Annotated in this window: 5 protein-coding genes; all 5 read left to right on the top strand. The window is 33.5% G+C overall.

Going from position 1 to position 7,204, the window contains the following annotated elements; genetic code table 11:
• Positions 1–260 precede the first annotated feature (260 nt).
• The 5 genes from secA to F1592_RS09770 all read left to right on the top strand — a co-directional run bounded on the left by secA (position 261) and on the right by F1592_RS09770 (position 7,200).
• Entirely contained in the window at positions 261–2,798 is a 2,538-nt protein-coding gene (secA, locus tag F1592_RS09790; protein ID WP_037536351.1) for a preprotein translocase subunit SecA, read from the top strand.
• 102 nt (positions 2,799–2,900) lie between these two features.
• A protein-coding gene (gene prfB / locus F1592_RS09785) for a peptide chain release factor 2 (RefSeq protein ID WP_107609765.1) occupies positions 2,901–4,017 on the top strand; the annotation gives its coding sequence in 2 pieces (ribosomal slippage) (positions 2,901–2,972 and positions 2,974–4,017; 1,116 coding nt in all).
• Positions 4,018–4,277: 260 nt separating this feature from the next.
• The gene (locus F1592_RS09780) at positions 4,278–5,135 is read left to right on the top strand and encodes a COG3942 and LysM peptidoglycan-binding domain-containing protein (protein ID WP_176714864.1); all 858 of its coding nucleotides are present in this window, start codon (positions 4,278–4,280) and stop codon (positions 5,133–5,135) included.
• A gap of 400 nt (positions 5,136–5,535) precedes the next feature.
• Positions 5,536–6,351 (top strand): oxidoreductase, encoded by an 816-nt coding sequence (locus tag F1592_RS09775; protein ID WP_053017766.1) that lies wholly within the window; start codon positions 5,536–5,538, stop codon positions 6,349–6,351.
• A 207-nt stretch (positions 6,352–6,558) separates the two neighbouring features.
• Positions 6,559–7,200 (top strand): YfbR-like 5'-deoxynucleotidase, encoded by a 642-nt coding sequence (locus F1592_RS09770; RefSeq protein WP_037536345.1) that lies wholly within the window; start codon positions 6,559–6,561, stop codon positions 7,198–7,200.
• Positions 7,201–7,204: the final 4 nt, after the last annotated feature.

Genomic DNA, 7,204 nt, shown 5'->3' with positions numbered 1-7,204 from the left:
CCAATTTATTATAGAGCCCTTATATTATAGTAATTCGTGGACGCTAATATCATGCTGTGCTAATGTAATGAGGTAATTGGATATTTAAATAATAAATTAGGCTTAGCGATTCAAATTAGGGGAAAAAGGAAGTAAGTTATTTAAGTTGCGCACAATTAAGCGTCGCACTTATATGAGTATTTAAGTATAAATTCTAAAGTATAAATGATATGATAAATTGTTGTAAGCCAAACAGTTTTTAAGCTAAAGGAGCGGACGTAATGGGATTTTTATCAAAAATTGTTGACGGCAATAAAAAAGAAACTAAACGTCTAAGTAAAATAGCCGATGAAGTACTTTCGTTAGAGGAAGATATGGCTATCTTAACTGATGAAGAAATTAAAAATAAGACGAAGCAATTTCAACAAGAAGTACAAGAAATTGAAGATGTAAAAAAACAAAATGACTATCTAGATAAAATCTTACCTCAAGCATACGCTTTAGTAAGAGAAGGGTCAAAACGTGTCTTTAATATGACACCTTATAAAGTGCAAGTAATGGGTGGTATCGCCATTCATAAAGGTGATATCGCTGAAATGAGAACTGGTGAAGGTAAAACTTTAACAGCGACGATGCCTACGTATTTAAATGCACTTGCAGGTCGTGGTGTGCACGTAATCACAGTTAACGAATACTTATCTAGTGTTCAAAGTGAAGAAATGGCAGAGTTATATGAATTCTTAGGCCTAACTGTAGGATTAAATTTAAATAGTAAATCAACGAGTGAAAAACGTGAAGCTTATGCTCAAGATATTACTTATAGTACGAATAATGAATTAGGATTTGATTATTTAAGAGATAATATGGTGAACTATGCCGAAGAGCGTGTAATGAGACCATTACATTTTGCAATCATCGATGAGGTAGACTCTATTTTAATTGATGAAGCTAGAACGCCTTTAATTATCTCTGGGGAAGCAGAAAAATCTACGTCGCTTTATACACAAGCGAATGTATTCGCCAAAATGTTAAAAGCTGAAGATGATTATAAATATGATGAAAAGACAAAAGCAGTTCATTTAACTGAACAAGGTGCAGACAAAGCTGAACGCATGTTTAAAATTGAAAATTTATATGATGTACAGAATGTGGAAGTTATTAGTCACATTAATACAGCATTAAAAGCACACGTAACATTACAACGTGACGTGGACTACATGGTTGTTGATGGAGAAGTACTCATTGTTGACCAATTTACTGGACGTACAATGCCTGGTCGTCGTTTCTCTGAAGGGCTTCACCAAGCGATAGAAGCTAAAGAGGGCGTTAAAATTCAAAATGAATCGAAAACAATGGCATCCATTACTTTCCAAAACTATTTCCGTATGTATAATAAATTAGCTGGTATGACTGGTACTGCAAAAACAGAGGAAGAAGAATTCCGTAATATTTATAATATGACGGTTACACAAATTCCTACGAATAAACCTGTTCAACGTGATGATAAATCTGATTTAATTTACATTAGTCAAAAAGGTAAATTTGATGCAGTCGTTGAAGACGTAGTCGAAAAACACAAACAAGGTCAACCCGTTCTTTTAGGTACAGTTGCGGTTGAAACAAGTGAATATATCTCTAATTTACTTAAAAAGCGTGGTATTAGACATGATGTATTAAACGCTAAAAACCATGAGCGTGAAGCGGAAATTGTTGCAAATGCAGGACAAAAAGGTGCTGTGACAATAGCTACAAACATGGCTGGTCGTGGTACTGATATTAAACTAGGTGAAGGTGTAGAAGAAATTGGCGGTTTAGCAGTTATTGGTACTGAACGACATGAATCTAGACGTATAGATGACCAATTACGTGGTCGTTCTGGTCGTCAAGGTGATAGAGGGGATAGTCGTTTCTATTTATCACTTCAAGATGAATTAATGGTTCGTTTCGGTTCTGAAAGACTTCAAAAAATGATGAACCGTTTAGGCATGGATGATTCAACTCCTATTGAATCAAAAATGGTATCCCGCGCTGTTGAATCTGCTCAAAAACGTGTTGAAGGTAACAACTTTGATGCACGTAAACGTATACTTGAATACGATGAAGTGTTACGTAAGCAACGTGAAATTATCTACAATGAAAGAAACAATATTATCGATTCAGAGGATAGTTCACAATTAGTTAATGCAATGTTACGTTCTACATTACAACGTGGTGTGACCTATCATATAAGTGAAGAAGATGACAATCCTGACTACGCTCCGTTTATTAATTACGTTAATGATGTCTTTTTACAAGAAGGCGATCTTAAAGAAGAAGAAATTAACGGTAAAGATTCTGAAGACATCTTCGAAGTAGTTTGGTCTAAAATTGAAAAAGTATATGAAAGTCAAAAAGCCAAAATTGGTGACCAAATGGCTGAATTTGAGCGTATGATATTACTACGCTCTATAGATACTCACTGGACAGATCATATTGATACTATGGACCAATTACGTCAAGGTATCCATTTACGTTCATATGCACAACAAAATCCACTTCGTGATTATCAAAATGAAGGTCATGAGTTATTTGATATGATGATGCAAAATATTGAGGAAGATACATCTAAATTCATCCTTAAATCTGTAATTCAAGTTGATGAAGATATCGAAAGAGAGAAAACAACTGACTTTGGAACAGCTCAACATGTCTCTGCTGAAGATGGCAAAGAAAAAGCTAAAAAGCAACCTATTGTTAAAGGCGACAAAGTTGGTCGTAATGACCCATGTCCATGTGGTAGTGGCAAGAAATATAAAAATTGTCATGGAAAAGAAGAATAGGTTTTATGTTCAATAATAAGTGGGAGTTGTGAAATAGAATTCACGCTCCTACTTTTTACATATCCAATCAATATGAATTAGGTAAGAATAGGAGAGATAAATATGGAATTATCTGAAATTAAGCGAAATATAGATGAATATCGTAACAACTTAACACGAATTAGGGGGTCTCTTTGACTTAGAAAATAAAGAGACAAATATTCAAGAATATGAAGAAATGATGACTGAACCCGACTTTTGGGATGATCAGAATAAAGCACAAGATGTTATTGATAAAAATAATGCATTAAAATCAGTTGTAAATGGTTATCATGAATTAGAAGAAGAAGTTGAGGATATGACGGCAACTTGGGAATTATTACAAGAAGAGTTAGATGATGATGTAAAGAGTGATTTAGAACAAAATGTTCTCGACTTCAAAGAGAAAGTTGATCAGTTTGAATTGCAATTATTATTAGATGGTCCACATGATGCGAATAATGCAATTTTAGAATTACATCCGGGTGCTGGTGGTACTGAATCACAAGATTGGGCTAGTATGTTACTACGTATGTACCAACGTTATGGTGAACAACAAGGGTTCAAAGTTGAAACTGTTGATTATTTACCAGGTGATGAAGCGGGCGTCAAAAGTGTCACATTGTTAATTAAAGGGCATAATGCGTATGGTTATTTAAAAGCCGAAAAAGGTGTTCATAGACTAGTTAGAATTTCTCCATTTGATTCATCTGGGCGCCGTCACACGTCATTTGCTTCATGTGATGTCATTCCGGAATTTAATAATGATGAAATTGAAATAGAAATTAATCCTGACGATATTACAGTAGATACATTTAGAGCATCAGGTGCTGGAGGTCAGCATATAAATAAAACAGAATCTGCAATTCGAATTACGCACCATCCAACAGGCATCGTAGTTAATAACCAAAATGAACGTTCACAAATTAAAAACCGTGAAGCAGCGATGAAAATGTTAAAAGCTAAATTATACCAATTAAAATTAGAAGAGCAAGAACGTGAAATGGCTGAAATACGTGGTGAACAAAAAGAAATTGGTTGGGGAAGCCAAATTCGTTCATATGTTTTCCATCCTTATTCTATGGTAAAAGATCATCGAACAAATGAAGAGACTGGTAAAGTTGATGCAGTTATGGATGGGGAGATTGGACCATTCATTGAATCGTATCTAAGATATACAATGAATCAAAGTGATAATTAATGTAATAGAATTGAAAATAGGAGTGAGATAGAGTTCGTTTTGAATTCATTATCTTACTCCTTATTTTTTTGAGAGTCTAAATAATAGCTAAGTAAATGTAAATTGAAATGTTATTTATTACTAGAGTATACAATTTCATATGTTATTTAAGCCCTTTTTAACCTTTATATTACAAGCCGATAACATTAAACTTCTATAAAATATGTTGTGCTACAGTATAAAAGAATAATAATATAAAACAACAAAGGAATGACAACATGATTAATAAGACTCTTACAGTAACATTGACTTCTATTGCAGCTTTAGCAGGTTTAAGCGGTTTAGCTAATGCACAAGAACATACAAATTCAACACATACAACTTCACAACAATCAAATACATACAATAGTCAAGTGGAGCAAGAAACAAATCTAGGATTAACAAATAAAGATATCGTTAAAGTTAAAGCTGGCGATACATTATACCAAATTGCGTTATCACATCACTTATCACTTGAACAATTATATAACTTTAATCCAGGTGTAACTGCATTAATTCATCCAGGTGACTTAATTGCAGTAAGTGAAAAAGGTGCAGCAAAATTAGAAAATAAAGAGATCAATTATGCACAAACTTATGCAGAAACAACAGCATTTAATCAATCAGATGTGGTAGTTCAATCGGTAAGTGCTAGCACAACAAATGTGACTGGTTACAATATTGTACCAACAAGTGCACCTACAACTACTACGCACGATTCATACTACTCATCAGTGAATACACCAGTATCGTATCAACATATTACAACTGCCAATCAAGGAAACCGTTATAGTTTCGGAAATTGTACATACTATGCATTTGATCGTCGACAACAATTAGGGCGCTCAATTGGTAGTTATTGGGGTAACGCCAATAACTGGGCATACTCAGCAAAAAATGCTGGATTAACAGTAGATAATCGTCCAGAAGTAGGTGCTATTTTCCAAACAACTGCTGGTTATTATGGTCATGTAGGTGTCGTGGAACATGTTAATCAAGATGGATCAGTATATGTTTCAGAAATGAACTGGAATGGTCATTATAACCATGTTACAAATAGAACAATTACAAACACTTCAAGCTATAATTTTATTCACTAGCAAATTTAAAGACATTATTTTTAATATATTCAAATGTCAGAGTTCAATGGCTATGCAATTTAGCATAGTTATTGAACTCTTTTTTTATGAGGTATGCCGTTTTATAAAAATTTATAGGAAGACTAAACAAATTAGCGCGGCATAGCTAGAGCAAGAGGTGTTTATTTTATATAAATAGTTAGGAACCGGTTTGTGTACATTTTAGGAAAACAATCTAATCTTTAATTAAAGTACTTATCGCAATACATTTCTATGTAACTAGTATATATTGGGTAATAAATGAAAATGAAATAATTGTTATGTATTGAAGTAAGCTCAATGTAAGCGAATATTTATTAATAGTTTTGCTCTTTTTACGCATAATTGTGTTTTCAAAATAGAATATAAAGGTGGACTCATTATGGGAAAAGTCATTTTAATTACAGGAGCAACGAGTGGTATTGGTTATAAAACAGCAGAATATTTAGCAGCACAGGGAAATATAGTTTATGGCGCTGGTCGTAGGATAGAAAGCCTTGAAAAAGTAAACCAAGTTACCCCTTTAAAATTAGATTTAACAAATGAAGCATCAATCAAAACGGCAATCGATACAATTATCGCAAACGAAGGAAGACTTGATGTACTCGTTAATAATGCCGGTTATGGTTCATATGGTGCAATCGAAGATGTCACAATTGAAGAAGCAAAACAGCAATTTGAAGTAAATATATTTGGTTTAGCACGTATTACACAGCTAGTTTTACCACATATGAGAGCGCAAAAATCAGGACATATCATTAATATTTCATCAATGGGTGGACGACTTACAACTTATTTTGGCGCTTGGTATCATGCTACGAAATATGCATTAGAAGCCTTTAGCGATGCTTTACGAATGGAAGTAGAGGAATTCGGGATAGAAGTATCTATTATTGAACCAGGTGGGATTAAAACAGATTGGGGGATCATCGCTGCTGATAAATTAGCTGATTCTGCAAAAGGCGGTGCCTATGAAGCTACTGCGATGAAAGTGGCTCAAAGTATGAAAAAGCAATATCATTCTAATATGCTTTCAAATCCAATGGTAGTCACAAAAGCGATTTCAAAAGCAATAGATAGTAATAAACCTAAACCACGTTATCTATTAGGATTTGCAGCTAAACCCCTTGTGTTTTTACATGCTATATTGCCAACCAAAGTATTTGATAAGATGATGAAAGCTTCAAATTCAATTTAACGAATCGTAATATAATCATTCGACAAATTGTATACATAAGACTCCTCGATAGTTCATTTAAGCGTGAAACTATGCTGAGGGTCTTATTTTTTATACTTCTTCAACATTTTACAATATATAAAGAATTGACACTTCTCATAGAAATGTTGATTGATATAATAAATGTAAGTATAATCTTTATTTAATAGAGTATGGAGGTAAGGTAAAATGGGTGTTCATCAATACTTTAAGAGACTTTCTGATTTAGAGAAATTAATTCGCTTACCAGGTAAATTTAAATATTTTGAACATAATGTTGCAGCTCACTCTTTTAAAGTTACTAAGATTGCACAATATTTAGCGACTGTAGAAGAACATCATGGTAATATTATTGATTGGAAAAGTTTATATGAAAAAGCACTGAATCATGATTTTGCAGAAGTGTTTACTGGTGACATTAAAACACCAGTGAAGTACGCTAAAACGGAATTGAAAATGTTGTTTTCTCAAGTTGAACAAGATATGGTGGACACGTTTATTAATGAAGAAATACCTGAACCTTATAAAGATATTTATCGAGAACGACTACAAGAGGGGAAAGATGATTCGCTAGAGGGTCAAATTTTATCTGTAGCCGACAAAATTGATTTATTGTATGAAACGTTCGGCGAAATACAGAAACGTAATCCCGAGGACCTGTTCTTTGAAATTTATGAACACAGCTTGGAAACAATCATGCAATTTGATCACTTAAGTTCTGTTCAAGATTTCATAGAAAATGTCATACCTGAAATGCTAACTGAAAACTTCATTCCTCGAGCAGAATTGCGAGAAACTACAATGGCGATTTTAAATCGAAGAAATGGGTGAGATA

It is taken from the genome of Staphylococcus sp. GDX7P312P (assembly GCF_008385775.1).
GTDB classification, from domain to species: domain Bacteria; phylum Bacillota; class Bacilli; order Staphylococcales; family Staphylococcaceae; genus Staphylococcus; species Staphylococcus haemolyticus.
Note: the sequence above shows the minus strand (reverse complement) of the source record. Positions and strands in the feature narration are given on the sequence as shown.

Coding starts and splice junctions, on each gene's coding strand:
- F1592_RS09770 (WP_037536345.1), top strand. CDS start 6,559: ATGGGTGTTCATCAATACTTTAAGAGACTTTCTGATTTAGAGAAATTA.
- F1592_RS09775 (WP_053017766.1), top strand. CDS start 5,536: ATGGGAAAAGTCATTTTAATTACAGGAGCAACGAGTGGTATTGGTTAT.
- secA (WP_037536351.1), top strand. CDS start 261: ATGGGATTTTTATCAAAAATTGTTGACGGCAATAAAAAAGAAACTAAA.